Raw genomic sequence first — 24558 nt, forward strand, 5'->3', positions numbered from 1 at the left:
CAGTATGGATTTTTTATTGATTCCAGCCGCTGCACCGGGTGCAAAACCTGCGAGCTCGCCTGCAAGGATTACAAAGATTTAACCCCGGACGTCAGCTTCCGCCGTATTTACGAATACGCAGGCGGTGACTGGCAGGAAGACAACGGTGTCTGGCATCAGAACGTGTTTGCCTACTACCTGTCGATTGCCTGCAACCACTGCGAAGACCCGGCCTGCACCAAGGTCTGCCCGAGCGGGGCGATGCACAAGCGTGACGACGGGTTTGTGGTGGTGGATGAAGATGTCTGCATCGGCTGTCGCTACTGCCACATGGCCTGTCCGTACGGTGCCCCGCAGTACAACGCCGCCAAAGGGCATATGACCAAGTGCGACGGCTGCCACACTCGTGTGGCAGACGGCAAAAAGCCGATCTGCGTGGAGTCCTGTCCGCTGCGTGCGCTGGACTTCGGTCCTATCGACGAGCTGCGTAAAAAACATGGTCAGCTGGCGGCCGTCGCGCCGCTGCCGTCCGCGCACTTCACGAAGCCGAGCATCGTGATTAAACCTAACGCCAACAGCCGCCCGACAGGGGACACCACCGGCTACCTGGCAAACCCGAAAGAGGTGTGAGATGGGAAGTGGATGGCATGAATGGCCGCTGGTGATCTTCACCGTCTTCGGACAGTGCGTCGCCGGGGCATTGATCGTTATGGGGCTCGTCTGGCTTACTGAAAAAGACGACGCGGTGAAAACACGCCTTGTCCGCAGTATGTTCTTTCTGTGGCTGGTAATGGGCATCGGATTTTTGGCGTCCGTGCTGCACCTTGGCTCCCCGCTCCGGGCCTTTAACTCGCTCAACCGCGTGGGTGCTTCGGCGCTCAGTAACGAAATTGCCGCGGGATCCGTTTTCTTTGCCGTTGGCGGTTTCTGGTGGCTGGTATCCGTTATCGGTAAAATGCCCCCGGCACTGGGTAAAATCTGGCTGGTCGTTAGCCAGATCCTGGGCGTTGTCTTTGTCTGGGCGATGACCCGGGTTTATCAAATTGATACCGTACCGACCTGGTACACGGGTTACACCACGCTGGCCTTTTTCCTGACGCTGGTATTGGGAGGGCCGCTGTTTGCAGCCCTGTTGCTGCGCGTGGCAAACACGACATATAAAAGCACATTCGCGGCCTCAGTCAGCGTACTGGCACTCCTGGCCTGTGTGGCGGTCATCGTGCTGCAGAGCAATGACCTGGCGACAATCCACAGTTCCGTTCAACAGGCGAGTGCCCTGCTGCCTGACTATGGCGCACTGCAAATCTGGCGTATCGTACTGCTTGCCGCCGGACTCGGCTGCTGGTTGTGCCCGCTGATGCGTCGGCAGGAGCCTAAAGCCCTCGCTCTTTTTGCAGGCGTGATACTGGTCGTCGTGGGTGAACTGATTGGCCGTGGTCTTTTCTATGGTCTGCACATGACCGCAGGTATGGCGATTGCGGGTTAACACAGTCGCGCGGGCTACTCCGCGCGAGCAAGGAAGGTAGTCATGAAAGAAGTCTCACAGCGTGATTCGTTCGCGTTCAGCGCCCGGGTACTGGGCGCGCTGTTTTATTTTGCTCCGGATAGCGAGGAGACTGCGCCGCTGGTGCAGGCGCTCACCGCAGGCGACTGGATTCAGGACTGGCCGCTGGCGCCGGAAACGCTGCAGCCCGTTGCAGATGCGTTCAAAACGCCATCCGATGAAGCGTTAAAAGATGCCTGGCAACGTCTGTTTATTGGCCCTTACGCACTGCCGTCACCGCCATGGGGTTCCGTCTGGCTGGATCGGGAATCCGTGCTCTTCGGCGACTCCACCCTCGCGCTGCGCCAGTGGATGCGTGAAAACAACATTGCCTTCGAGATGAAGCAGAACGAACCGGAAGATCACATCGGTACCCTGCTGTTACTGGCCGCGTGGCTGGCAGAAAATGGCCGCGACGCTGAACGCGACCAGCTTCTGGCGTGGCACCTGCTGCCGTGGAGTACCCGCTTCCTGTCCGTGTTTGTTGAAAACGCCGGGCACCCGTTCTACACCGCACTGGGCAAACTCGCACAGCTGACGCTCGCGGACTGGCAGGAGACGTTAATTATTCCGGTCGCGGAAAAAACGCTGTACCGCTAACGCCAGCACCTGGCTTGCTCACTGTTTCCGGGCAAGCCAGGCTCTCCAGCCACCAAATTCCGTGATATCCCGTGCCCCCGCCAGGCCATACGCCTCGCAGATAAACCCGGTCAACCACCGTCCATCCTGCAGCTCGATTTTTCCCAGCCCCAGAGGTGCGGGGATCCCGGCGAGAAACGACCCCACTTCGCTGTGCGGTAGTTCCCAGACTTCGACCGCAATCCCGGCCCCCTGGTCTGCCACCCGAACCATTCCGGGACGTTTACCGTCCGCCAGCGCATACAGACGGTAATAAGGTGCGCTGGTGGTCGCGTCTACAAGGCGTGCTCCGCGCTCACGTAACTGAACATTGAGCGCCAGACCGTCCATATGCGCACCGCAGACCACTATCCGCAGGCGGTCATGGGTTGCGGTGCAGGTCGGCGCGTCGTCCAGCATGGCGCGGTTGCCCGGTAACGCTAATTTTGTGTGACGTTGTAACGCATCAGCCAGACTGAGCAGATACTGATCGGTAAACGCGCGGCCAAACAGCGTGACGCCGGATGGCAGCCCATTGTTCATTTCACCGACCGGGACCGCTACGGCGGCATAGTCGAGCAGGTTCATAAAGTTGGTATAGATGCCCAGCGCCGAGTTGCTTTTAACCGGTTCATCGGCCAGCTCAGCCAGACTCACCGGGCGGGGATACGTCGGGATTAATACGCACTCCAGGTCGGCCATCATGGCATCGCACTCGGCTTTATACCGCTGGAGTTTGTACTGCGCGTCAAACGCCGCCACCGCAGTGGCTGCAGGCGCGTTTTGCAGGACATCACGGATAACCGGCAACACCGCGTCGGGCTGGCGTTCAATCAGCGCACCCGCGAGGTGATAACGCTCGGCGACCCACGGGCCGTCATAGAGCAGTTTCGCGGCCGCCAGAAACGGTGCAAAGTCGAGAGTCACGGGCACGCCCCCCAGCGCGATAAGCCTCGTCTTTGCGCGGTGATACAGCGCCTCGCTTTCTGCACAGCCGAGAAACTCCAGCGTCTCCGGCACGCCAAAGCGAAAGCCCGCAGCAGGGACACCAAAAGCCTGCGGGCCGTTCCACGTCGGGTTGGACCGGCTGTATTCGTCACGCGGATCCTGTCGCGCCGTGAGTGCCAGCAGCTGGCTGGCCTCTGCTGCCGTCGCGGTGAAAAACGTGACGCAGTCCAGCGTGCGGCAGGCAGGCACAACCCCTGCCGTGGAGATGAGACCTTTGGTTGCCTTGAGGCCGACCAGATTATTCAGCGAGGCCGGTACGCGCCCGCTACCGGCCGTGTCCGTTCCCAGCGCGAAGCTCGCCAGCCCCAGGGCGACCGCCAGCGACGACCCCGCGCTGGAGCCACCGGACGGGTAATCCGGATGAACGCTGTTACGACATGGGCCATACGGCGAGCGCGTACCGTTTAAGCCGGTTGCGAACTGATCGAGGTTAGTTTTCCCCAGAGGAATCGCCCCCAGCGCAATCAACTGCGAAACTATCGTTGCATCCTGCTCTGCCCGATACGCAAATGCCGGACAGGCGGCGGTGGTGTCGATACCCGCCAGATCGATATTGTCTTTGATGGCAAAGGGCACGCCGAACAGCGGCAGCGTGTCCGGCGCTACGCCCTCCAGCGCGGCAAGGTACGGCTCCAGCTCTTCAGGGGTGAGCAGATAAATAAAAGCGTTAAATGACGGGTTCAGCGCCAGCGCGCGCTCGCGTAATGCCGTTATCACCTCACGCGGGGCGATCTGGCCTTCACGGTATGCCTCTGCCAGCACAGAGAGACGTAAATCATAAAGAGGTTTCATGCTGTTTTCTCCAGAACGACCACGCACTGGCCCGCCCGCACCGACGACCCCGGCTGGACACGGACCTGACTGACCACGCCGTCCTGAGTGGCAACTAACGGGATTTCCATTTTCATCGACTCCAGCACCACCAGCACATCGCCTTCGCGCACGGTGTTGCCGACCTCAACGTTCACCTGCCACAGGTTGCCGGCAACCGGGCTTTCAACACCGGATTCTCCCGACCGTAACGGCACGTCGTCACCGTCATCCGTCGTTTCGTCGCTGCTGTCAAAATGCGCCTGCCCACCCGCTATCCAGCGCTCACGCTCGGCGTTAAACGCCGCCTGCTGATGCGCACGGAATGCCTCAATCTCAGGTGCTTCGTCAGCCAGAAACTGCTGATACTCCGCCAGTTTCAGCGTGGTGTGTTCAATACGCAGCGGATAACGCCCCAGCGGGAAATCCCGGCGGATGGTTTGCAACTCCCCGGCTGAGACCGGATAAAAGCGAATTTGATCGAAGAAACGCAGCAGCCAGGGCTTGCCGCCGAAATCCTCTACCGTGCGATAGCGATTCCACATCTGCAGGGTTCGCCCCACAAACTGATACCCGCCCGGCCCTTCCATACCGTAGATGCAGAGGTATGCCCCGCCAATGCCCACCGAGTTCTCCGCCGTCCAGGTGCGCGCCGGATTGTATTTGGTGGTCACCAGACGGTGTCGCGGGTCGAGCGGCGTGGCCACCGGCGCGCCGAGGTAGACATCCCCCAGCCCCATCACCAGATAACGGGCGTCGAACACCGTTTTATACACTTCATCAATGTTAGCCAGATCGTTTATGCGACGGATAAACTCCAGGTTACTCGGGCACCACGGCGCATCGCGGCGCACGGTGGTCATGTATTTGTCGATGGCTTTCTGACATGCCGGATCGTCCCAGGAGAGCGGCAGCCAGACGATGCGCGACGGCACGTCCAGCGAGTCCTGGTCACAAACGCCCTGCCACAGCCCGGCGATCACCTCCAGCAGGCTATCCAGGCGCAGCGTTTCCGGCTGATAATGAATTTGCAGGGAGCGGATCCCCGGCGTGAGATCGATAACGCCTTTCAGCGCCCGGTCCTCCAGCGCCTGCATCAGCGCGTGGCCGCGAAAACGCAGCACCAGATCCAGCTCAGGCTCGCCAATCTCTAGCAGCAGATGGGTATCACCCGACACTCTCGCCACCAGACGTTTATCGGCCGTCCCCTGCGTCAGCACAATCGGTGAGTCCAGCCCGGCAGGTTGCCACGTGACAGGTTGCGGGGTCAGGCTGGCGATTTGGCGCTCCTGCGCCTGCGCCAGCCGTCGCGCGGTGGCAATATCCACCGGCACAAAGCGAACGTAATCTCCCGCCTTCAGTTGTCCTACCGCGTGCAGATCGGCCTCGATGATGGTGACCGGACAGACAAACCCGCCCAGGCTTGGGCCATCCGGGCCGAGGATCACCGGCATATCGCCGGTAAAATCCACCGCGCCGATGGCATACGGATTGTCATGAATGTTCGACGGATGCAGGCCCGCCTCGCCGCCGCTGTCGCGAACCCATTCCGGTTTCGGGCCAATCAGGCGTACCCCCGTCCGGCTGGAGTTGAAATGCACTTCCCATTCGGTGGCGAAAAACGTCGCAATGTAATCCGGCGTGAAATACTCCGGCGCACCGTGCGGGCCGTAAATCACCCGCAGTTCGCGCACCGCGTCCAGCCTCGTGTGCAGCGCCTGCGGTAGCGGCGCGTCCGCAACCGGCTCGGTTAACGGCGCCAGGTGCAAAATGTCACCTGTGCGGAGCGCCCGTCCGGCGTGCCCCCCGAACTGCCCCAGCGTGAAGGTGCTTTTACTGCCCAGATATTCCGGCACGTTAAACCCGCCGCGCAGGCAAAGATAGCTGCGCACGCCCGCACCGCGGATCTCTCCCATACGCAGCGTCATGCCCGCACGGACGCGAAAAACGTGATTATTGGCCAGCGGTTCACCGTCCAGCGTGAGCGCAATTTCAGCGCCCGTCACCACCAGCTGCGCATCGCCGTTGAATTTCAGCGTCGGGCCGCTGAGGGTGATCTCAAGCGCGGCGGCATCGTCTTTATTGCCCAGCAGACGGTTACCCAGACGCAGCGCCAGGCTGTCCATTGGCCCGGATGGCGGAACGCCAACCGCCCAGTAGCCTGTGCGTCCCGGGTAATCCTGTACCGTGGTCTGCGTACCGGCGCTGAGCACCTCCAGCGTGGACGCCTGGTACATCAGGTGCTCAAGACAGCGGGTCCAGGGCTCACCTGCGGCAAACGGTGCGAAGGTCATGATCTGCTGCAGATAGCTGCGGTTGGTTTCAACGCCATAAAGACGGGTCTCCCCCAGCGCGGAATGCAGCACGCGGATGGCGGCTTCGCGTGTCGGCTGCCAGGCGATCATTTTGGCTAACATGGGGTCAAAAAACGGCGGGACTTCGCATCCGGCCTCAACCCAGCTGTCGATGCGCAGCGTAACGCGGTCATCGGGCGGGAAAGCCACGTCGGTGAGCAGTCCCGGTGAAGGCTGGAACTGACGGCCCGGATTCTCGGCATAGATCCTGGCCTGAATGGCATGCCCCTTCGGTTTCAGGGTGTCACGCAGTGTCGTCAATGGCGGCAACGTTCCGGCGGCAAGTTCGATCATCCAGCGTACCAGATCCACGCCCCACACCTGTTCGGTCACGCCGTGCTCCACCTGCAAACGGGTATTCACCTCAAGGAAGTAAAAGCGGGCGGCGTCGCTGTCATAGACGAATTCAACGGTGCCCGCGCTGCGGTAGTTGACCGCTTTACCGAGCGTTATCGCCGCCTCGCACAGTGCCTGCGCCATGCCCGCCGGCAGGTTTGGCGCGGGCGTCTCCTCCAGCACTTTCTGGTTACGCCGCTGCACAGAGCAGTCGCGCACGCCGAGGGCAATCACCTCACCCTTGCCGTCGCCAAACAGCTGTACTTCCAGATGACGCGCCCGCTCGATGTACTTTTCGATAAACACACCCGCGTCGCTGAAGTTATTTTTCCCCAGACGCACTACCGCATCGAACGCGTCACGCAGCGCTTCTGCGTCATAGCAGACGCGCATACCGATACCGCCGCCTCCCGCCGTGCTTTTCAGCATCACCGGATATCCCACTTCGGCGGCAGCGTTGACGGCCTGGTTAACATCGGCCAGCAGGTCGGTGCCCTCCAGCATCGGAACCCCGTGCGTTTTCGCCAGCGCGCGAGCGGTATGCTTTAGCCCAAACAGACGCAGCTGTTCCGGCGTGGGGCCCACAAAGGCAATCCCCGCGGCGTCACACGCTTCGGCGAACGCGGCGTTTTCCGAGAGAAAACCGTACCCCGGATGAATGGCCTGTGCGCCGCTGGCTTTCGCGGCGGCGATGATCTTCGTGCTATCCAGATAGGTATTCGCCGCCGGGCCATCGCCCAGACTCAGCGCTTCATTGGCCTCGCGAATATGCAGGCTGCTGATATCCGCCTCGGAATAGACTGCCACGCCACGGATTTTCATGGTGCGCAGGGTGCGTAAAATGCGGCAGGCTATCGCCCCGCGGTTCGCAATCAGGAGTGTCGTCAACATAGGTCAGACTCAATCGTGGCGGGTCGTCCCGCCGAAAATCGGCTCACCCATGGTCGTCCATGGGGAAAAAGCGGTTACGGCAGAATGCGTCCGGCACGAACTTCAAACAGGCGGTACAGCGCCTGGCGCAGTCGCTGCCAGCGGGTGGGCGTCAGTTCCATACCAGCACCTCAGCAGGCGTTGGGTTCCAGCCGTTGCAGGGGTTATTCAGCTGTGGACAGTTGGAGATCAAGACAATGACGTTGCACTCGGCGCGCAGGTCGACGTATTTCCCCGGCGCGGAGATGCCATCTTCAAACGTCAGCCCACCCTCTGGCGTCACCGGCACGTTCATAAAGAAATTGATGTTGGCCGTGATGTCGCGTTTTTGCAGACGGCCATCGTGCAGACAGGCGCAGAGGAAGTTATCGCGACAGCTGTGCATATGGCGTTTATCGAGGGCGTATCGCACGGTGTTGCTCTCCTGGGCGCAGGCCCCGCCGAGGGTATCGTGACGCCCGCAGGTATCGTCGATAATGGTCAGCAGGGGGTTACCGAGGCTGGAGTACAGGACGCTGCCACGCGTGAGATAGGCGTTGTTCTGACGGCGCAATGTGCGCTGCGCATCGTAACGTTCACGCGGGTTATCGGCATTGTAGAACAGCGTGTCGACCGCCTGGTTACCTTCCAGGTCGAGCAGGCGCAACGTCTGCCCTTGTTTCACCTCGAACAGGTACGGTTCACCTGCCGGGATCACGTGGCGAAATACCGCGTCTTGCACATGCTTTTCAGAGATCATGGTCATTTTACTGCTCCTTACAGGGCGAAAAGCCGGGTATTGGTCATGGCGCGTTCGTTTTCCGGGCGCGTCAGAAGCGCGTTAACGGCCCCCTCTTCATCCTCAGCTTGTCGCCAGCTCAGCGCGACCGGTCGTGGGGCATATTCCCGGGACGGATCCATCGGATGCTGCAGCGCGGTCATCACCACAAGCGTGTCCATGGGCGCGTACAGATCCACGTAACTGCCCGGCTGCGAATAGCCACCGTGGAAGGTGAACTGACCGCAGTCATCGACGGTGACTTTGCTGAAGAAGTTGACCACCATCAGCAGATCTTCGAGGTTGAGATCCCACTTCCCCATCTCCACCAGCAGGTTGTCCGTTCCGTTTCGGTAAAACCCGTTGCGCAGTTCCTGATAGCGCCCCTGGCCATATTTTTCTGTCGCCTCGGCGGCGTTCAGTACGCCGCCAAACGGGTCATGCCAGCCGCAGGTATCTGCGGTGATGCCTGCCAGCACGCGTCCCATGTCGGAGTAAAAGCAGTGTCCGGCGGTCAGACGCGCGGTGTGCTGGCCTTTCAGGGTGTCGGGCAGGTTAAGACGTTCACTTTTCTCGTGCGGATTCAGCATCAGCAGGCTGACGTTTGCTCCACCTTCAATGTCGGTCATACGCAGGATCTGCCCGCGCTTAAGCACAAACGAGAGGTGACCGCCGCCGGGCAGGATCTCTTCGCGTAACATAGTCATGGTATTCACGGTGTTAACCCCTTAATGCATAAACGTTATCGGGAGCCGTTCCACTCAGCGCGGAGAGCCGCGTCTCGTTGAGCGGAATGTCGTAGGTAATACGGGCGCCAAAGGCGTTGGGCGCCTGCGGGTCGAGGCGCACTTTGTCGAACACCAGTAAGCGGGTGCCGAGGTTAAAGCCTTCCGAAAGATCGTGGGTGACCATAAAGACGGTCATGCGGGTCTCCCCCCACAGTTGAAGCAACAAGGCGTGCATATCTTTACGAATACCCGGGTCCAGGGCGCCAAACGGCTCATCCAGCAGCAACACGCGCGGCTGCATGATGAAGGCCTGCGCAATGGCTAAACGTTGCTGCATACCGCCAGAAAGCTGGGCCGGGTATTTGTGCATCGCATGCCCGAGACCGACTTTTTCCAGCATCCCGGTGGCTCGCTCACGCGCCGCGCGTTTCTTTGCCCCAAACAGTCGCCCGAACAGCGTCGCTTGCGGCAGTTCCAGACCTATGGTGACGTTATCCAGCACGCTGAGATGCGGGAAAACGGAGTAGCGCTGAAACACCACGCCCCGGCTGCTGTCCGGCTCGGCGCGCAGCGGTTTACCGTCGAGCGTAATGGACCCTCGGCTGGGCGCTTCCTGACCGAGCAGCAGGCGCAAAAACGTGGATTTTCCGCAGCCAGAGGCCCCCACCATTGAGCAGAACTCGCCCTCTTTCACCTGCAGATTGAGGCGTTCCAGCACCACGTGGTCGCCGTACTCCTGCCAGATATTGTTGATGGTGATAAAGCTCATGCCTTCCCTCCTTCCGCCCAGGGAAACCAGGTTTTATGTAACTGGCGCAGGGCCAGATCCATCAGCCAGGCCAGCAGCGTGATCCACAGGACGTACGGAATGATCACATCCATCGCCATATAGCGGCGCACGAGGAAAATGCGATAGCCCAGCCCGGCGGTTGAGGAGATGGCCTCTGCCGAAATGAGAAATAACCATGCCGACCCCAGCAGCAGACGCAGCGAGGTCAGCAGCCGCGATAGCAGCTGCGGAAGTACCACGCGCAACACCAGCGTCCAGCTGTTGGCACCCAGCGTCTGGGCTTTGATCAGAATCTCCGGGGGGATTTCGCACGCGCGATGCTCCAGATCGCGCGCCAGCATCGGCGTGATGCCGATGACAATCAGCATCACTTTCGACAGTTCATCCAGCCCGAAAACGATAAATAGCACCGGCAGGATCGCCAGCGGCGGGATCATCGACAGCACCGTCATCAGCGGCGAGAGCGACGCGCGCCACAGCGGGAAAACACCGGCGGTGACGCCAACACAGAGGCCGATGATCGAGGCGATGACCAGCCCCGTCAGCAGACGGGCAAGGCTCACCAGCGTGTCCACCCAGAACAGATAGTCACCGCTGCGTTTATCCGGGGTAAACGCCATGCGTGATAGCGCGTCCAGCATCTGCTGCAGGCCAGGCAGCAGCTTGTCCTGCGGGTTAGCCTCCAGCCTGACCGCGGAACCGAAAAAGTATGCGGCCAGCAGCAGGACGAAAGGCAGCATCACGAGCATCAGCCGCATGCCGGGCGTGGGATGGCGATTAATTTGTCGCATGGAAGTTCCGTCCGTTATCACAGCGTGCCGGCAGCGGCCATTTTCACGAAGCTGTCGTCAAAGCGCAGCTTCACGTTGCTGGCATCGCCCTGGATGACATTGCCCGGGAAGCGCATGCCGATGAAATCCGCGCTTTGCGCCCCATCGCCCAGCAGCCCTTTATCGAACGAAAACGTGGCCACGCGCTGCATGGTTTTCGCCAGTTCCGGCGACGTTAAAAAGGCAATATTGTCCTGCGGGGTATAGAACAGGTGGGTTGTTTTCAGCTGCGCCTGATAACCGGCCAGATCGGTACCGGAGGCGGCGGCCATTGCGTTGAGCACGGTGGCATCCTGCGCTTTCATCAGCCCCATCATCTCGTACCATGCGCCGGTCAATGCTTTGCCAAGCGCCGGGTTGTCTTTCAGGGTTTCGCTGTTGACCACCATCATGTCGATAAGCTCACCCGGTACCTGAGAGGAGCTGAACACTTCAGTCGTTTTTGGTGTGCCTTTGATGACCGACAGCTGCGGGTTCCAGGCTACCGCCGCCTGCACATTTGCCGTGCCAAAGGCAGAGACGATGTCCGCGTCAGACGTGTTTACCACGGTGACGTCTTTTTCGGCCAGGCCGGCTTTTTCCAGGCCGCGCACCAGCAGATAGTGGGAAACAGAGAGCTCAGGCAGGTAGACTTTCATCCCTTTCAGGTCGTTGAGCGTTTTGCCCTCGCCCTTCATCACCACGCCGTCGTTGCCTTCTGAATAGCTGCCAAGGATCAGCGCCGTGGTATCAACGCCGCCCGCGGCCGGTATGGTCAGCGCATCCATATTGGTCATGGTGCAGCCGTCAAACTGGCCCGCAGTGTACTGGTTGATGGATTCGATATAGTCGTTGAGCTGAACAACGTTGATTTTGATGCCGTATTTATCGGCCCATTTATCGATGATTTTGCTACTGCTGAGGGTGCCCCAGGGCATCCAGCCGGCGTAGATGGTCCAGCAGACGTTGAACTCTTTCTTCACCGCAGCAAAGGTGGGGAGACTGACCAGCATCGCCAGGGAGAGTACCAGGGTGCGGAATAATGGCGTTTTCTTCATGCTTGACCTCTGAGTGGCACAAAATTAGGGGGCAGCGCGACACCTTCAGGTGCTGCTGTCTCCCGGGCTTTTGTCCCGCCGTGTAACCTCTCAGAGGTCGCCAGCTCTTGGACCAGCCATTCACCGCAGTGAACCGGAACCCTAGCCAGCTATTTTTCAAATTGTGGTGTGCTGCCCTTCAGTGTTAAGCGTTGCAAGGGATATGCCAGAATTTTTTATGTTAATTATTAATCTGTTAAGTCTGCCTGTGCATTCTGTTTCACCGTTTTGGTGAGACAAGGCGAGTTGAGTGCACCGTGCTGGTGCTCTTTGGGATGACGCGTGGTGCTGACGGCGTTGCCCACAGAACGTGTCTGCGACAGCAGGAAAGGCTCAAAATGATGTGCTGGTTTTTGCCAGGTCTTTCATCATCGTCGTCGTCAGGCTGAGCTGCTCGCTTCCCATTTTACGTGACAATTCCTCTCTCGCGGACTGCCATACGGGGATCACGGATGTCAGAAGCGCCCACCCCTGCGAGGTCAGGCTAAGTTGTTTTCCACGGCGCCCGCGCCCCCCCGTTGATTCAATAACCCCACGGGACTCCATAATCCGTATGTTTCGGCTCAGTGTGGTTGCATCCACCCCGGCCTTTGATGCAAGCCCTGCCACCGTTTCATTTACGCCACCGCCGATCCCCACCAGCAGGCTGAACTGTTCTGCCGTCAATTCATAAGGTCTGAAGCAGGCGTTGTAATAACGCGTAATAGCCCGTGCGGTTGCACGTGCCTGATACGCCGGACAGGTTTCGGGGATGGTTTTTAGTAACGCCAGATCAACAGTGTTCATAATTTACGCTCGACAGATACGGTGAGATAAAATAGTGTATATACACTATTAATGCTATTCAAGGTATCATGATGCCCGCATTTATCCATATCAATTTACGTGTTATCGACCCTGCACGGCAGGCCAATCTTGCCCCTCGCTTCAGACTGGCACTTGAAGAGGCCGGCGGCAAAATTCTGCATTTTGGTCCTGTTGTTGAAGTCCTTGAAGGCGATGAAGAACCGCTACCCTTTGCTGGCATTTTTGAGTTCCCTTCACTGCAGCAGGCGCTGGCGTTTTACCATTCGGAAAAATATGCCCCGATTAAAGCTGAACGCCAGCTGGCACAGCAGGCAAAAATGTTCGTTGTCACCACTGACTAAGCGTTTCGTTTCCTTGCCTGCGGTATCGTTTCCAGATTTCTCCACCCGTTCGCCAGAACCGGTGTAGAGTTTTTAAACACTGCATCTCTAAAAGGACACCGGCATCATGTTAAGCATCCTGGGCAAGACAACCTCGATCAACGTACGTAAAGTGCTCTGGACCTGCGAAGAAGCGGGTATCGAGTATCACCAGGAAGACTACGGCAGCGGTTTTGCCTCCACGCAAACCGCTGCCTTCCGCGCTCTGAATCCCAACGCCATGGTTCCCGTGCTGCTCGATGACGAGTTCGTCCTCTGGGAATCTAACGCAATCTGCCGTTATCTGGCACGTAAAGCCGGCCGTGAGGATCTCCTGCCAACGGAACCGCAGGCCTGCGCCAACGTCGAACGCTGGATGGACTGGCAGGCAAGCGAATTCAACAATGCCTGGCGGTATGTCTTTCCGGCACTGGGACGCAATAACCCGGACTATAACGACCCGGAGCGTATTGCCGCCGGAATTAAAGCGTGGAACTACTGCATCGCTATTCTGGAGGAGCAGTTGCAACGCACTGCAGCCTATACGGCGGGCGAGGTGTTTACCCTTGCAGACGTGGTACTTGGTCTTTCGGTGAACCGCTGGAAAATGACGCCATTTGATAAGCCTGATGTGCCGGCAATTAACGCCTGGTTCGAACGACTTAATCAGCGACCGGCATTTTTACGTCACGGGAATAACGGTATGGTGTAAGTTTTCAGCCCACACACATTCAGCAAGGATATTTTATTTAATTACAAAACCCTGAATGCCGTTATCAGGAATAATAATTAAGCAATATCCTGGACAGCCCCTTGCACCGCTTTGCTAGCCTGAATAGTCAGGCAAAGCTCAACCCGGAGGTATTCTTGCTGATTAAACTCAAAAAAGAACGAACGCATCAGGAGGATCGCCTGCTCGCACTCTGGCTGGCGACCTCTGCAGGCTTGCTCAACGCCATCGCCCTCGGGGCATTTGGCTTTTTTCCCTCCCATATGACCGGCAATACCTCCCAATTATCCAGCGAAGTTTCCTCTACCGATCTGAATGATATTTTGTTCTTTGGCACCATTATTCTGTCTTTTGTTGCCGGCGCAATCATGGCCCGTATCATCGTGTTATGGGGGATTATCCATAATATCAGGCTGGTTTTTTGCCAGATACTGTTGGTCGAGGGATTATTACTGACCGGCGTTTCCTGTTACGAGATGTATTTCCATGCCCTCACGACTAACCGTGAAATTATTATCTTTCTTTGTGGTCTGATGGGGATTCATAATTCAACATCGACCCAGCTTTCTGGCGGCCGGGTAAGATCAACCCATATTACCGGCACGCTGACGGACGCGGGAATATCCCTGGCCTCGGTCCTGGTGGCGATGCTCCGCCGGGATTATTCCAAAGATACGGCAGCGCAAAAAAGTCAGCTTAAAACCCACTTAACCACCATTTTCTCGTTTATTACCGGCGGTATCGCCGGGCTGCTCCTGTTCAGGTGGATTGGGTTTAACGCCATGCTGGCGCTTGGGGTAATGCTCGTCGTTGTCGCCGCCTTTTCCATCATCAGCACCTCAGTGCGCGTTCGCCGAGTGCGCGCCGCCTTCAGCCGATAATGAGGGTCGCAGGCGTGAGGAGACGCTCACGCCATGTGACACTGTCACATTTTAAATTACGCTTTAGGACAATTCTGTCTGCCCCACAGCCAGCCCTTGCTCCATAAGGCTTAACCTAAGGTTGTCACTAATTTCATAGGGTTACTGATTTTCCCCCTTCGCTGGAACCCATCCCAAACGCTTGCTATAGGTCAACTACCCCTGCCGAAACATGGCATAACAACAGGCAACCCGTGGTTGCTATAACGCATGCGCACAGGGAGACACATCGCAATGCACCCATTACTCAAACGTTCGCTGCTTTTTGTCGGCACCATTATTGTGGTCGTTGCCCTCCTCACCTGGGGAATTGGGCTGGATACAATTAAGGCGCGTCAGGTTGACCTGATTTACCTCGGGCAACAGCATTTAATCCTGGTATTCTCATCCATGTTCTTTGCCCTGCTGATGGGTATTCCCAGCGGCATTTTGTTGAGCCGCCCGTCAGCACGCGGTGTCGCTGAATACGTGATGCAGATCTTTAACGTCGGTAATACCCTGCCGCCGCTGGCCGTTCTGGCGCTGGCAATGGTGGTGATTGGTATCGGTGATACGCCTGCGATTATCGCCCTGTTCCTCGCCTCGCTGCTGCCGATAGTGCGAAACACCTATGCCGGACTGTGCTCGGTTCCGGCGTCGTTACTGGAAGCGGCTAATGGCATTGGGATGACGAAATGGCAGCGTCTGCGCCAGGTCGAACTTCCCAACGCCTGGCCGGTAATGCTCTCCGGGATCCGCATTGCCACCGCCATCAACGTGGGTACCGCCCCGCTGGCCTTCCTGATTGGTGCCAGCAGCTACGGCGAACTGATTTTTCCCGGTATCTACCTCAACGACTTCCCGACGCTGATCCTCGGCGCGGCGGCCACCGCCCTGTTTGCTCTGATCCTCGACACCCTGCTGGCTGCGCTGGGTCGCGTGATGAGTCCACATCTCGCTCGATAACAATAACAAGGAGCTTTTATGAGACTGATATCCAGCCTGACGGCGCTGTGTGCCGCGGCACTGTTCACCAGCCAGGCGATAGCGGCCCCGCTGATCCTGGCGACCAAGAGCTTTACCGAGCAGCACATTCTCTCGGCCATGACCGTCCAGTATCTGCAAAAGAAGGGGTTTCAGGTCCAGCCACAGACCAATATTGCTACGGTCATTTCCCGCAACGCGATGATCAACAAACAGATTGATATGACCTGGGAGTACACCGGCACGTCGTTAATCATTTTTAACCACATCAACAAGCGCATGTCGCCACAGGAGTCTTACGAGACGGTGAAACGCCTGGACGCGAAGCACGGTCTGGTATGGCTCAACCCCGCCGATATGAACAATACCTACGCCTTCGCCATGCAGCGTAAACGCGCCGAAGCGGAACACATCAACACCATGTCTGAAATGGTCGCAAAGATTGAGCAGATCCGTAAAACCGATCCGGATAAAAACTGGCTGCTGGGTCTGGACCTCGAATTTGCCGGGCGCAGCGACGGGATGAAACCGCTGCAGGCGGCATACAACATGGAACTGGATCGCCCGCAGATCCGCCAGATGGACCCGGGCCTGGTCTATAACGCGGTGCGGGACGGTTTCGTCGATGCCGGGCTTATCTATACCACCGACGGGCGGGTAAAAGGCTTCGACCTGAAGGTGCTGGAAGATGATAAAGGCTTCTTCCCGAGCTATGCGGTCACTCCCGTGGTGCGTAAAGACACCCTTGACGCCAATCCGGGTCTGAAAGAGGCGCTGAATACTCTCTCCGCCCAGCTCAATAACGACGTTATCACCGAACTGAATAAGAAGGTGGATATCGACCATCAGTCACCGCAGCAGGTCGCCCGTGATTTCCTGCGTAGCAAACAGTTGCTGTAGGAGGCGCTATGGAGACGATTCACTACATTCTGGATAACTGGGACTATCTGCTAACCCTGACGCTGCAACACCTGTGGCTGGTGGCGCTGGCGGTTGGGCTAGCCATACTCATCGGCGTCCCTCTGGGGATTTTGATTGTCCGCCACAAATGGCTGGCGACGCCGGTGCTGGGGATTGCCACCATCGTGCTGACGATACCGTCCATTGCGCTGTTTGGCCTGATGATCCCGCTCTTTTCGTTGATCGGTCAGGGCATTGGCGCCCTGCCCGCTATCACGGCGGTGTTTCTCTACTCGTTGCTGCCAATTGTGCGTAACACCCATACCGCGCTGGACAGCCTGCCGCCGGGCCTGCGTGAAGCCGGACGCGGTATCGGGATGACCTTCTGGCAGCGTTTGCGCTGGGTTGAAATCCCGATGGCACTGCCGGTGATTTTTGGCGGTATCCGCACCGCCGTCGTGATGAACATCGGCGTGATGGCCATTGCCGCAGTGATTGGCGCTGGCGGCCTTGGCCTGCTGCTGCTTAACGGCATCGGCGGCAGCGATATTCGTATGTTAATTGCGGGTGCGCTGATGATCTGTCTTTTAGCGATTGTGCTCGACTGGCTGCTGCATCGTCTGCAGGTCGTTCTGACTCCAAAGGGGATACGATAATGATAAAACTGGAAAACCTCACCAAACAATTTTCACAGAAACACGGCCAGAGCGTTAAGGCCGTCGACAACGTCAACCTCAACGTGCCTGAAGGGGAAATGTGCGTCCTGCTCGGCCCGTCAGGCTGTGGGAAAACCACCACCCTGAAGATGATTAACCGTCTGATCGCGCCAAGCAGCGGCACGATCCTGATTAACGGCGAAGACACCAGCGGGATGGATACCGTGACCCTGCGCCGCAATATTGGCTACGTTATTCAGCAGATTGGTCTGTTCCCGAACATGACCATTGAGGAAAACATCACCGTGGTGCCGCGCATGCTGGGCTGGGATAAAGCCCGGTGCAAAACCCGCGCTGAAGAGCTGATGGATATGGTGGCCATGGACCCGCATAAATTTCTCAACCGCTATCCGCGTGAAATGTCCGGCGGTCAGCAGCAGCGTATCGGCGTGATCCGCGCCCTGGCGGCGGATCCTCCGGTACTGCTGATGGATGAACCGTTCGGTGCGGTGGACCCGATAAACCGCGAGGTGATCCAGAACCAGTTCCTGGAGATGCAGCGCAAACTGAAAAAGACCGTGATGCTGGTCAGCCATGACATCGACGAGGCCCTGAAGCTTGGGGATCGTATCGCCGTCTTCCGCCAGGGGCGTATTGTCCAGTGCGCCAGCCCGGACGAACTGCTGGCAAAACCGGCGAACGAGTTCGTCGGCTCGTTTGTCGGCCAGGACCGTACGCTCAAGCGTCTGCTGCTGGTATCGGCAGGCGATGTCACCGACCAGCAACCGACCCTCACCGTGCGGGGCTCTACCCTGCTTTCTGACGCCTTTGCGATCATGGATGACAACGATATTCGCGCCATTACCGTCGTGGACGATCGGGGTAAACCGCTGGGCTTTGTGAAGCGTCGGGAAGCGCGTAATGCCAGCGGCACCTGTGCCGATATCCTGCATCCGTTCCGTATGACCGGCAAAGCGGAGGATAACCTGCGCGTGGTGCTCTCCCGGCTGTATGAGAGCAACACCAGCTGGATGCCGATTGTCGACGAAGAGGGTCGCTATAACGGCGAGATCTCACAGGATTATATTGCCGAGTATCTCAGCTCCGGCCGTACGCGCCGGGCGCTGAATATTCACAGCGAGAGTTAAGCGAAAACACTCCGCCGGGCGGGCCAGACGTATGGCGCTGACCTGCCCGGCGACACGCTCCCCCACAGCGCATTTGCTCAGGCCGACACGGTTCATCGCACGCATACCTTTTGCTAACCCCGCGATTTCCCCTCACAATATTGTATCTCCCACGTTTAATTGCGGCCCATGCAACGTCTTCACGCTTATCCCGACATCCGCGCGATGTTTCGCAGACTGCTGATTGCCACCCTTACCGGCATACTGGCCGCGCTGGCCGTCGCGGTGTTCCGCCACAGCATGTATCTGCTGGAGTGGCTGTTTCTCAGTAACAACAGCGGCAGTCTGGTGAATGCCGCGGCGGCGTTATCCCCGTGGCGTCGCGCGCTAACGCCCGCGCTAGGAGGGCTGGCGGCGGGGTTATTGTTGTGGGGATGGCAGCGGCTTACGGCGCAACGTCCTCATGCGTCGACAGATTATATGGAAGCGCTGGAGACGGGTGACGGCCAGTTTGATTATGGCTCGAGCCTCGTAAAATCCCTTGCGTCACTGCTGGTTGTCTCCAGCGGGAGCGCCATCGGCCGCGAAGGTGCCATGATCCTGCTTGCGGCACTGGCCGCCTCCTTTTTCGCCCAACGCTTTACGCCGAAATCCGAATGGAAATTATGGATTGCCTGCGGAGCCGCGGCCGGGATGGCCAGCGCCTATCACGCGCCCCTGGCCGGCAGCCTGTTTATTGCCGAAATTCTGTTTGGCACGCTGATGCTGGCCTCGCTCGGGCCGGTGGTGATTGCGGCGGTGGTAGCCCTGCTTACCACGCGACTCTTAGCGCCCGGTGCCGGTACGCTCTATGACGTCCATCTGAGTGGCCTACTCAGTGCGGCAGATTATGGCCTGCTTGTCGCGACAGGCCTGCTGGCGGGCCTGTGCGGACCGCTGCTGATGTGGCTAATGGCGTTCAGCCATTCGTTATTTCTGCGTCTCAGGCTTTCGCCGCCCTGGCAACTGGCGCTCGGCGGAGCGATCGTCGGGCTGCTGTCGCTCCTGACGCCTGACGTGTGGGGGAATGGCTACAGCGTGGTTCAGGCTTTTCTGTTCGCCCCACCGCTGCTGTCCGTGATAGCAGGTGTATTTATCTGTAAATTACTGGCGGTACTGGCAAGCAGTGGTTCTGGCGCGCCGGGCGGGGTTTTCACACCGACGTTGTTTGTCGGCTTGGCCACAGGAATGCTGTTTGCACAACTCTTCGGGCTGTGGTTTCCGGGATCTGAAACGGTGATTTTGCTGGGGCTGGCAGGCATGGCGACGTTACTCGCCGCGACGACCCATGCGCCCATTATGTCTGCGTTGATGGTCTGTGAAATGACCGGGCAGTATTTTTTGCTGCCCGGTTTGCTGATTGCCTGCGTGATCGCGTCCGTCTTCTCGCGGACGTTACGCCACGACTCGATCTACGGACAACATGCGACCGAGGGAAGAGAGATCGATGTACTGCGCTAATTCACGCTGTTCGGCACGTGGCAGATAAGGCAGCTCACCCACCAACGGTCCCGGCAGTTTTTTGCTGAGCACGTCGATGATTTCCGCGTAGTGCGCCAGGCCCGGGTTGATACGGTTTGCGACCCAGCCAATCAACGGCAATCCGTCATTGGCAATCGCCTGCGCCGTCAGAAGCGCATGGTTGATGCACCCTTCCTGAATACCGACCACCATGATCACCGGCAGTTGCTCCTGCACCACCCACTCAGAAAGCGGGCGCAGATCGTTCATCAGGCTGCGCCATCCGCCGGTACCTTCCACCACGACATGGTCGGCCATCTCGCTCAGGTTCGCCAGACCGTCGGACAACAGGGTGTAATTAATCAGACCGCTGTGCGCCACGCTGCTTTCATCTTCGCTTAAGGCAATGGGATTGATCGCGTGATATGGCAGTTCCAGTGACGAGACGCTTTGTAACACCAGGGCGTCTTTATTCCGCAATCCTTCGGGCGTCTCTTTACTGCCTTTTGCGACCGGTTTGTACCCTGCAACGCGTTTACCGCTTGCTGCCAGAGCCTGTAGCAACGCGCGGGATACAACGGTCTTGCCGACAGAGGTATCTGTACCCGTAACAAAGAAACGCTTAAGCATGACTCATTCCACCTCTTGGGTATGCTTCGAAAATATAAACCAGAGAAATAATTCAGTGGGGGAAGTCTACGGGATGCGTGCGCTACCCAGCTTGAGATAGCGCAATTTTTCGTACATCTGCGGAAAAGAGTTAACCCTGTAACAGGCGGATCAGCAGCGAGCCGTTATACATGGCGTCCTTGACCAGGGCTGCACCAGCCATGGTGCCCTGATTGGAAAACTGGGTGCTTTCCACGGCAATATTTTTGCTGTAGGCCGGGAGCGCCTGTTGATGAATACAGGCCGAGATAGCCGGGAAGAGAATTTCCGCCGCCTGACTCAGCGGTGAGCCAATCAGGATTTTTTGCGGGTTGAAGAGATTCACCATAATGGCCAGAATGCGGCCAACGTTATTCCCCACTCCGGTAATAATATCCTTTGCCAGCAGATCCCCCTGACGCGCTGCGGCGCAGAGTGAATCGACGGTCAACGGTTGTCCGTGCAGCGAAGAGCTCATGGACTGGCTGAGCCTGACCTGCGCCAGCTCCAGCACGCTTTCCACGCTGGCGATGGTTTCCAGACAGCCATGGTTGCCGCAGTAACAGCGCTTGCCGTAGGGATCGACCTGCGTGTGGCCAATTTCGACCAGGCTACTGCTTCCGGCATGCAGAAGGCGTCCGTCGGTGATGACGCCCGCCCCGACGTTATGGTCAATCACCACCTGAATCACGTCCCTTGCGCCGCGGGATGCGCCAAACAGCGCCTCCGCCATCGTCCAGGCGCTGATGTCATGCTGAATATAGACCGGCACGCCGGTGTGATTTTTCAGCACCTCGCCCAGCGGCATCTCTTTAACATCGTCGTAGAACGGCATGCGGTGCACGATTCCATTTTCGGTATCAATAATACCCGGCATGGTGATCGCAATGGCCGTTAAGCGTTCAAGGCGTTGCTGATGGCGAATAAAGAAGTGATCGATATGGGTGACAATGGCATCGAGGAGCGATTGTTCAGCCTTGAGCGGCAGCTCCAGCCGGTCTTCTACCACCAGCTTGCTGCTTAGATCGCGCAGGGCAAGGAAGATCTCTCCCCGGCTAATGCGCAGTGACAGGTAGTGCCACGCCTCAGTCTCCACCACCAGGCCGACCGCCGGACGGCCGCGGCTGCCCGGCTCCTGAATTTCCGTCTCCTGGACCAGGTGGGCTTCCAGCATTTCACGAACAATCTTGGTAATACTGGCAGGTGCCAGTTGTGCCAGGCGCGAAAGATCGATACGCGAAACCGGGCCAAGCTGATCAATCAGGCGATAAACCGCGCCAGCGTTGGTCTGCTTAATCTGATCAATGTGCCCTGGCTGACTATCAGCAACCACCTCGTACTCCCTTATTTTCGAGCATCGAAATAAACTGTGGGCTATGGTGAAGCACTTCAATGGCCGTCGTCAAATATTTACTTAGCCATGTGATTTACTGCACATTTTTACCCACTTTTCCCTCTAAATATTGTCCTGCAGAGGCGCTTAACAGCTGTGCTTTAAACCGCTGCGCTGCATGGCTCTGCTCATGATGTTTCGACCATACCAGCCACATTTCCGAAACAGCATCGTCTTCGGCGATAGCAACCCAGCGCATTTCACGCAATTGTACCCGTTTAAACGAGGCCGGAAGAATAGAGACACCCAGCCCCGCCGCGACCAGTCCAATAATGGTCATTGCTTCCCCGACTTCCTGCGTAATGATCGGGGCAAGATCGTAGCGTCGTAACAGGCCCAGAATATCGTCGTACAGACCGGTACCTACCTGCGGGTCGAAAAAAACAAACGGCTCTTTTGCCAGCTCTGCCAGCGTGACCGCCGAACGCGAGGCGAGCGGATGATCGTGCGGGATCATTGCCATCAACGGTTCGCGCAGAATAACCTGCCACGCCAGCGTATCCGGGAGTTGGGTGTTACGCATCAGACCTAAATCAAGAGAACCTTCATTCAGCGGAGCGATTTGCTCGCGGGTATTAATTTCGCGCGTCTGAATATGCACATCCGGAAAATGCCGGCGAAACGACGACAGGGTCTGCGAAACAGCGCTGATAAACGGTGCAGACGAGGTAAACCCAATCCGCAACTCTCCGGTTTCCCCGAGATAAAGCCGCTCTGCCCGGGCTGCCGCCTCATCCACCATACTGAGAATTTGTCGGCTGTCGGCCAGAAATTGCTTCCCGGCCGCCGTCAGGCTCACGCTGCGGTTGGTCCGTGCCAGAAGGCGCGCCCCGACCTGTTGCTCAAGGATCTGGATCTGCTGGCTTAGCGGGGGTTGTGAGATATTCAGTCTTGCCGCCGCGCGGCCAAAATGAAGCTCTTCAGCGACGGCGACAAAGTAGCGCAGATGACGCAGTTCGATATTCATATTTTTAAAGTATCATTTGAGATTATTAATATATTAGACAGAATATTTACATTTTCCTACTCTGATCGTGTGGTCATACCCGTCACCCGAAACCACGGGGATGTTTAAGCAAGGACATTGTGTGAGTCGTACATCTACCATTGATATCGATCCGGCCAGAGATATTGATGATTTACCCGCAGCATCGCAGCCGGTTCAGTTCATTAAACGTGGTACCCCCCAGTTTATGCGCGTCACGCTGGCGCTTTTCTCAGCGGGTCTGGCAACCTTCGCCCTGCTCTATTGCGTTCAGCCGATCCTGCCCGTTCTTTCCCATGAATTTGGCGTATCGCCTGCCAGCAGCAGTATTTCGCTCTCCATCTCTACCGGCATGCTGGCGATTGGTCTGCTTTTCACCGGGCCACTTTCCGACGCCATTGGCCGTAAACAGGTGATGGTTACCGCCCTGATGCTGGCTTCGATTTGTACGTTACTCTCCACGATGATGACCAGCTGGCACGGTATCCTGGTGATGCGTGCGTTAATTGGGTTATCCCTGAGCGGCGTGGCGGCGGTCGGGATGACCTATCTCAGCGAAGAGATCCACCCGAGCTTTGTCGCCTTCTCTATGGGGCTGTATATCAGCGGGAACTCGATTGGCGGAATGAGTGGACGTCTGCTGAGCGGGGTGTTTACGGACTTCTTTAACTGGCGTATTGCGCTGGCGGTGATCGGCTGCTTTGCCCTTGCGTCTGCGCTGATGTTCTGGAGAATCCTTCCGGAATCACGTCATTTTCGTTCCACCTCCCTGCGCCCGAAAACGCTGTTCATCAACTTCCGTCTGCACTGGCGTGACAAAGGGTTGCCGCTGCTGTTCCTGACCGGCTTTCTGCTGATGGGCTCATTCGTTACGTTGTTTAACTATATCGGCTATCGCCTGATGCTCTCCCCGTGGCACCTGAGTCAGGCGGTGGTGGGTCTGCTCTCTGTGGCGTATCTCACCGGCACGTGGAGTTCACCTAAAGCCGGAGCGATGACGGCCCGCTTTGGACGCGGTCCGGTTATGCTGGTCTCTACCGCCGTCATGCTGCTCGGCCTGTTGATGACCCTTTTCGCCTCCCTGTGGCTTATCTTCGCCGGGATGCTGCTTTTCTCTGCCGGTTTCTTCGCCGCTCACTCGGTGGCCAGCAGCTGGATTGGGCCACGCGCTCGCCGGGCCAAAGGCCAGGCGTCGTCTTTGTATCTGTTCAGCTATTACCTCGGTTCCAGCTTTGCGGGGACGCTGGGTGGGGTGTTCTGGCATAACTATGGCTGGAACGGCGTGGGCGGTTTTATTGCGCTGATGCTCTGCGGGGCGCTGTTGGTAGGGACCCGTTTACACCAGCGGCTGCACTGATTCAGGGTTTGAAATCGAGCGTGTAGTTTTCCCCGATACGCGCATCAGGTACCACTGGGAGCACATGATCGTCACTGGCAGACTGTAAGGCCGCAATGGCGGCCTTACACAGCTCAGGATCGCTGCCTTTTACCACCTGAATGTGGGTCACATAGGTCGCGCCTTTGGGCTGGTGAATCTTCAACGAGCAGAGCTTCCCTTCATACTGCTCTGTGGTCGTCATCCTTTGTTTCACTGTTTCCACATACGCAAACGCCCATGCGTGCGCGGAGTCTTCTTCGGTGTTGAACGGGATCACGTCATGATGATGTGTCTGGCACCCCGTCAGCAACACTGCAATCCCTACACTCACAACCTTGTTCATTTTCCATCCGGTAGTCGTTTTTTTTAGGGTTATAGCACAGCGTTACTGAACGAAATAGCACCAAACTCTAAGGGGTAATGGCTTGGATTC

Annotated in this window: 24 protein-coding genes and 1 riboswitch; of the genes, 12 read left to right on the forward strand and 12 right to left on the reverse strand. The window is 57.8% G+C overall.

Annotation, left to right across the window (positions count from 1 at the left end):
- The 3 genes from F8561_RS14590 to dmsD all read left to right on the forward strand — a co-directional run.
- A partial coding sequence (locus tag F8561_RS14590; protein ID WP_113657089.1) for a DMSO/selenate family reductase complex B subunit occupies positions 1 to 609 on the forward strand: 609 nt, incomplete at its 5' end.
- Position 610: 1 nt separating this feature from the next.
- Positions 611 to 1465, forward strand: a complete 855-nt coding sequence (locus F8561_RS14595; protein ID WP_047744572.1) for a dimethyl sulfoxide reductase anchor subunit family protein — start codon at positions 611 to 613, stop codon at positions 1463 to 1465.
- A gap of 42 nt (positions 1466 to 1507) precedes the next feature.
- The gene (gene dmsD / locus F8561_RS14600; RefSeq protein WP_151887631.1) at positions 1508 to 2122 is read left to right on the forward strand and encodes a Tat proofreading chaperone DmsD; all 615 of its coding nucleotides are present in this window, start codon (positions 1508 to 1510) and stop codon (positions 2120 to 2122) included.
- Between the two features lie 18 nt (positions 2123 to 2140).
- On the opposite strand, the gene atzF is transcribed toward dmsD, so the two are convergent.
- The 8 genes from atzF to F8561_RS14640 form a co-directional block, all read right to left on the reverse strand.
- Positions 2141 to 3940, reverse strand: a complete 1800-nt coding sequence (gene atzF, locus F8561_RS14605; RefSeq protein ID WP_151887632.1) for an allophanate hydrolase — start codon at positions 3938 to 3940, stop codon at positions 2141 to 2143.
- Positions 3937 to 7539, reverse strand: coding sequence for an urea carboxylase (uca, locus tag F8561_RS14610; protein ID WP_151887633.1), 3603 nt, complete (start codon positions 7537 to 7539; stop codon positions 3937 to 3939). The genes atzF and uca overlap by 4 nt, the downstream gene beginning before the upstream one ends.
- A gap of 151 nt (positions 7540 to 7690) precedes the next feature.
- Positions 7691 to 8323, reverse strand: coding sequence for an urea amidolyase associated protein UAAP2 (locus F8561_RS14615; protein ID WP_025204312.1), 633 nt, complete (start codon positions 8321 to 8323; stop codon positions 7691 to 7693).
- A gap of 11 nt (positions 8324 to 8334) precedes the next feature.
- The gene (locus F8561_RS14620) at positions 8335 to 9042 is read right to left on the reverse strand and encodes an urea amidolyase associated protein UAAP1 (RefSeq protein WP_151887692.1); all 708 of its coding nucleotides are present in this window, start codon (positions 9040 to 9042) and stop codon (positions 8335 to 8337) included.
- A gap of 13 nt (positions 9043 to 9055) precedes the next feature.
- Positions 9056 to 9832: an ABC transporter ATP-binding protein gene (locus F8561_RS14625; protein WP_063156042.1), complete on the reverse strand. Its 777-nt coding sequence runs from the start codon at positions 9830 to 9832 to the stop codon at positions 9056 to 9058.
- Positions 9829 to 10644 (reverse strand): ABC transporter permease, encoded by an 816-nt coding sequence (locus F8561_RS14630; RefSeq protein WP_014169869.1) that lies wholly within the window; start codon positions 10642 to 10644, stop codon positions 9829 to 9831. Before F8561_RS14630 ends, F8561_RS14625 begins: the two co-directional genes overlap by 4 nt.
- 17 nt (positions 10645 to 10661) lie before the next feature.
- Positions 10662 to 11720: a putative urea ABC transporter substrate-binding protein gene (locus F8561_RS14635; RefSeq protein ID WP_151887634.1), complete on the reverse strand. Its 1059-nt coding sequence runs from the start codon at positions 11718 to 11720 to the stop codon at positions 10662 to 10664.
- A gap of 57 nt (positions 11721 to 11777) precedes the next feature.
- Positions 11778 to 11876, reverse strand: a riboswitch (guanidine-I (ykkC/yxkD leader).
- A gap of 216 nt (positions 11877 to 12092) precedes the next feature.
- The gene (locus F8561_RS14640) at positions 12093 to 12545 is read right to left on the reverse strand and encodes a MarR family winged helix-turn-helix transcriptional regulator (RefSeq protein ID WP_040017354.1); all 453 of its coding nucleotides are present in this window, start codon (positions 12543 to 12545) and stop codon (positions 12093 to 12095) included.
- 68 nt (positions 12546 to 12613) lie between these two features.
- Here F8561_RS14640 and F8561_RS14645 point away from each other — a divergent pair, with 68 nt between their 5' ends.
- The 8 genes from F8561_RS14645 (at position 12614) to clcB (ending at position 19721) form a co-directional block, all read left to right on the forward strand.
- Complete coding sequence (locus tag F8561_RS14645) at positions 12614 to 12907, forward strand: DUF1330 domain-containing protein (protein ID WP_196480812.1); 294 nt, start codon at positions 12614 to 12616, stop codon at positions 12905 to 12907.
- 106 nt (positions 12908 to 13013) lie between these two features.
- Positions 13014 to 13637, forward strand: a complete 624-nt coding sequence (locus F8561_RS14650) for a glutathione S-transferase family protein (protein WP_047357365.1) — start codon at positions 13014 to 13016, stop codon at positions 13635 to 13637.
- Between the two features lie 155 nt (positions 13638 to 13792).
- On the forward strand, positions 13793 to 14536 hold the full coding sequence (locus tag F8561_RS14655; protein ID WP_047357364.1) for a YoaK family protein: 744 nt from the start codon (positions 13793 to 13795) through the stop codon (positions 14534 to 14536).
- Between the two features lie 273 nt (positions 14537 to 14809).
- Positions 14810 to 15520 (forward strand): osmoprotectant ABC transporter permease OsmY, encoded by a 711-nt coding sequence (gene osmY, locus F8561_RS14660; protein WP_151887635.1) that lies wholly within the window; start codon positions 14810 to 14812, stop codon positions 15518 to 15520.
- Between the two features lie 18 nt (positions 15521 to 15538).
- The gene (osmX, locus tag F8561_RS14665; protein ID WP_014169861.1) at positions 15539 to 16438 is read left to right on the forward strand and encodes an osmoprotectant ABC transporter substrate-binding protein OsmX; all 900 of its coding nucleotides are present in this window, start codon (positions 15539 to 15541) and stop codon (positions 16436 to 16438) included.
- Positions 16439 to 16446: 8 nt separating this feature from the next.
- Positions 16447 to 17094 carry an osmoprotectant ABC transporter permease OsmW gene (gene osmW, locus F8561_RS14670; protein WP_014169860.1) on the forward strand — a complete coding sequence of 216 codons (648 nt, stop codon included), beginning with the start codon at positions 16447 to 16449 and terminating at the stop codon, positions 17092 to 17094.
- A complete protein-coding gene (gene osmV / locus F8561_RS14675) occupies positions 17094 to 18242 on the forward strand; it encodes an osmoprotectant ABC transporter ATP-binding protein OsmV (RefSeq protein WP_014169859.1) in 1149 nt (382 codons plus the stop codon). The genes osmW and osmV overlap by 1 nt, the downstream gene beginning before the upstream one ends.
- Positions 18243 to 18410: 168 nt before the next feature.
- A complete protein-coding gene (gene clcB, locus F8561_RS14680; RefSeq protein ID WP_151887636.1) occupies positions 18411 to 19721 on the forward strand; it encodes a voltage-gated ClC-type chloride channel ClcB in 1311 nt (436 codons plus the stop codon).
- Here clcB and bioD read toward each other — a convergent pair.
- The 3 genes from bioD to F8561_RS14695 form a co-directional block, all read right to left on the reverse strand.
- Entirely contained in the window at positions 19656 to 20351 is a 696-nt protein-coding gene (gene bioD / locus F8561_RS14685) for a dethiobiotin synthase (protein WP_014169857.1), read from the reverse strand. The two genes, clcB and bioD, sit on opposite strands and share 66 nt — an antisense overlap.
- 130 nt (positions 20352 to 20481) lie before the next feature.
- Positions 20482 to 21702, reverse strand: coding sequence for a sugar metabolism global transcriptional regulator Mlc (mlc, locus tag F8561_RS14690; protein WP_020884286.1), 1221 nt, complete (start codon positions 21700 to 21702; stop codon positions 20482 to 20484).
- Positions 21703 to 21796: 94 nt separating this feature from the next.
- On the reverse strand, positions 21797 to 22729 hold the full coding sequence (locus tag F8561_RS14695; protein WP_020884287.1) for a LysR family transcriptional regulator: 933 nt from the start codon (positions 22727 to 22729) through the stop codon (positions 21797 to 21799).
- 121 nt (positions 22730 to 22850) lie between these two features.
- On the opposite strand from F8561_RS14695, the gene F8561_RS14700 reads away from it, so the two are divergent.
- The gene (locus F8561_RS14700) at positions 22851 to 24104 is read left to right on the forward strand and encodes an MFS transporter (protein WP_020884288.1); all 1254 of its coding nucleotides are present in this window, start codon (positions 22851 to 22853) and stop codon (positions 24102 to 24104) included.
- A gap of 1 nt (position 24105) precedes the next feature.
- Here the strand turns inward: F8561_RS14700 and F8561_RS14705 are convergent, their stop codons facing one another.
- Positions 24106 to 24468 (reverse strand): cell envelope integrity protein TolA, encoded by a 363-nt coding sequence (locus F8561_RS14705; RefSeq protein WP_151887637.1) that lies wholly within the window; start codon positions 24466 to 24468, stop codon positions 24106 to 24108.
- Between the last annotated feature and the right edge of the window lie 90 nt (positions 24469 to 24558).

It is taken from the genome of Enterobacter sp. 198 (assembly GCF_009025585.1).
Classification (GTDB): domain Bacteria; phylum Pseudomonadota; class Gammaproteobacteria; order Enterobacterales; family Enterobacteriaceae; genus Enterobacter; species Enterobacter ludwigii.

Bases quoted from the DNA above. Each gene is read 5' to 3' on its own strand.
- F8561_RS14595 (WP_047744572.1), top strand. From the start codon at position 611: ATGGGAAGTGGATGGCATGAATGGCCGCTGGTGATCTTCACCGTCTTC.
- dmsD (WP_151887631.1), top strand. From the start codon at position 1,508: ATGAAAGAAGTCTCACAGCGTGATTCGTTCGCGTTCAGCGCCCGGGTA.
- atzF (WP_151887632.1), bottom strand. From the start codon at position 3,940: ATGAAACCTCTTTATGATTTACGTCTCTCTGTGCTGGCAGAGGCATAC.
- uca (WP_151887633.1), bottom strand. From the start codon at position 7,539: ATGTTGACGACACTCCTGATTGCGAACCGCGGGGCGATAGCCTGCCGC.
- F8561_RS14615 (WP_025204312.1), bottom strand. From the start codon at position 8,323: ATGACCATGATCTCTGAAAAGCATGTGCAAGACGCGGTATTTCGCCAC.
- F8561_RS14620 (WP_151887692.1), bottom strand. From the start codon at position 9,042: ATGACTATGTTACGCGAAGAGATCCTGCCCGGCGGCGGTCACCTCTCG.
- F8561_RS14625 (WP_063156042.1), bottom strand. From the start codon at position 9,832: ATGAGCTTTATCACCATCAACAATATCTGGCAGGAGTACGGCGACCAC.
- F8561_RS14630 (WP_014169869.1), bottom strand. From the start codon at position 10,644: ATGCGACAAATTAATCGCCATCCCACGCCCGGCATGCGGCTGATGCTC.
- F8561_RS14635 (WP_151887634.1), bottom strand. From the start codon at position 11,720: ATGAAGAAAACGCCATTATTCCGCACCCTGGTACTCTCCCTGGCGATG.
- F8561_RS14640 (WP_040017354.1), bottom strand. From the start codon at position 12,545: ATGAACACTGTTGATCTGGCGTTACTAAAAACCATCCCCGAAACCTGT.
- F8561_RS14645 (WP_196480812.1), top strand. From the start codon at position 12,614: ATGATGCCCGCATTTATCCATATCAATTTACGTGTTATCGACCCTGCA.
- F8561_RS14650 (WP_047357365.1), top strand. From the start codon at position 13,014: ATGTTAAGCATCCTGGGCAAGACAACCTCGATCAACGTACGTAAAGTG.
- osmY (WP_151887635.1), top strand. From the start codon at position 14,810: ATGCACCCATTACTCAAACGTTCGCTGCTTTTTGTCGGCACCATTATT.
- osmX (WP_014169861.1), top strand. From the start codon at position 15,539: ATGAGACTGATATCCAGCCTGACGGCGCTGTGTGCCGCGGCACTGTTC.
- osmW (WP_014169860.1), top strand. From the start codon at position 16,447: ATGGAGACGATTCACTACATTCTGGATAACTGGGACTATCTGCTAACC.
- osmV (WP_014169859.1), top strand. From the start codon at position 17,094: ATGATAAAACTGGAAAACCTCACCAAACAATTTTCACAGAAACACGGC.
- clcB (WP_151887636.1), top strand. From the start codon at position 18,411: ATGCAACGTCTTCACGCTTATCCCGACATCCGCGCGATGTTTCGCAGA.
- bioD (WP_014169857.1), bottom strand. From the start codon at position 20,351: ATGCTTAAGCGTTTCTTTGTTACGGGTACAGATACCTCTGTCGGCAAG.
- F8561_RS14695 (WP_020884287.1), bottom strand. From the start codon at position 22,729: ATGAATATCGAACTGCGTCATCTGCGCTACTTTGTCGCCGTCGCTGAA.
- F8561_RS14705 (WP_151887637.1), bottom strand. From the start codon at position 24,468: ATGAACAAGGTTGTGAGTGTAGGGATTGCAGTGTTGCTGACGGGGTGC.